This is a genomic window from Halorhodospira sp. 9622, assembly GCF_022228025.1.
Classification (GTDB): Bacteria; Pseudomonadota; Gammaproteobacteria; order Nitrococcales; family Halorhodospiraceae; genus Halorhodospira; species Halorhodospira halophila_A.
Window position 1 is genome coordinate 1 of the sequence record NZ_JAJNRE010000090.1, and the last position, 995, is coordinate 995.

Below are 995 nucleotides of genomic sequence, written 5' to 3' on the forward strand. Positions count from 1 at the left end.
TTGAACAGTTTCTGTTCATTCTCATCGAGCTGAGCGTCGCTGGCCACGAAGTCCGGCTACTTGAGCCGCTTGTTCGGGTTGGGGTCGAACTCGTCGAGGCCTGGCTCTATCTAGACGGTACGGATAGGTCCCGGATACTGCGCGAGCTGATGATCGCTGGTCAGCAGCGTGTAGCCCTCGACACCAGCCTGCGCGATCAGCATGCGGTCAAAGGGATCCTTATGGAGGTCCGGTAGGCTGCCTACGGCGAGGGCATGGGCGCCACGGATCGCTAACTCCTCGTAGCCGTGTTCCAAGAGCTCGCGCCGGAGCACGGAAGGCTCCACCCGGAAGTCACTACGGTCGAGACCGCGCTTGATGGTGATCTCCCACAGGCTCGCAACGCTGTAGGCGAGCTGATAGTCCGGATCGAGGAGGAGGTCTCGCGCTTGCTGAGGTAGCCGCGGGGAGTCCGCTGCTGCCCAAAGCAGGATGTGGGTATCAAGGAGCAGATGCATCCGGATCCTCTCCCTGGAAGGCGTCGAGGATCGCTTGCCCGCCGAGCTGGTCGAAGTCGTCAGGCACCTCGATCTGCCCCTTCAGGAAGCCGACGCGCTCACTGGTTCCAGGCTGCGGTGACTCAAAACGGGATAGGCGCGCGATCGGTTGGCCCGATCGAGCGATGATGACCGACTCCCCCTGGCTGACCTTATCGAGGAGGCGGGAGAGGTGGGTCTTGGCCTCATGGATGTTGACGGTCTCTGTCATGGAGCCCCGCTGGTGTTTACGTTGAACTTAGTCAATTAGGCTAGACTAAGCGGTACCCAAAGGCAAGAACACGATCCCTCCTCAACGCTGACCTGCGGACGGTAGCCGGTATCCCGGGCCAGGTTGATGATGTCCGAGCGGATCTTCGGCACGTCGCCCGGCTGTAGGGGCTGATAGTGCTTCTCGGTTACCCGGCCTTTCGGCCTGCGGCTGCTGCGGAGCCAGCGGTGATGGGCTACGCCTAGCGG

General features: G+C 61.8%; 2 protein-coding genes and 1 pseudogene. All 3 read right to left on the reverse strand.

What is annotated here, in order from left to right; all coding sequences use genetic code 11:
- Positions 1–110: 110 nt before the first annotated feature.
- Positions 111–497 carry a type II toxin-antitoxin system VapC family toxin gene (locus LRG07_RS13710; RefSeq protein ID WP_238634073.1) on the reverse strand — a complete coding sequence of 129 codons (387 nt, stop codon included), beginning with the start codon at positions 495–497 and terminating at the stop codon, positions 111–113.
- Positions 481–747 (reverse strand): type II toxin-antitoxin system Phd/YefM family antitoxin, encoded by a 267-nt coding sequence (locus LRG07_RS13715; protein ID WP_238642754.1) that lies wholly within the window; start codon positions 745–747, stop codon positions 481–483. The genes LRG07_RS13710 and LRG07_RS13715 overlap by 17 nt, the downstream gene beginning before the upstream one ends.
- A 35-nt stretch (positions 748–782) precedes the next feature.
- A pseudogene (locus LRG07_RS13720) lies at positions 783–995 on the reverse strand (hypothetical protein); the annotation flags it as partial.

Excerpts from the sequence above, each read along its gene's own strand:
- LRG07_RS13710 (WP_238634073.1), bottom strand. The coding sequence starts at position 497 with ATGCATCTGCTCCTTGATACCCACATCCTGCTTTGGGCAGCAGCGGAC.
- LRG07_RS13715 (WP_238642754.1), bottom strand. The coding sequence starts at position 747 with ATGACAGAGACCGTCAACATCCATGAGGCCAAGACCCACCTCTCCCGC.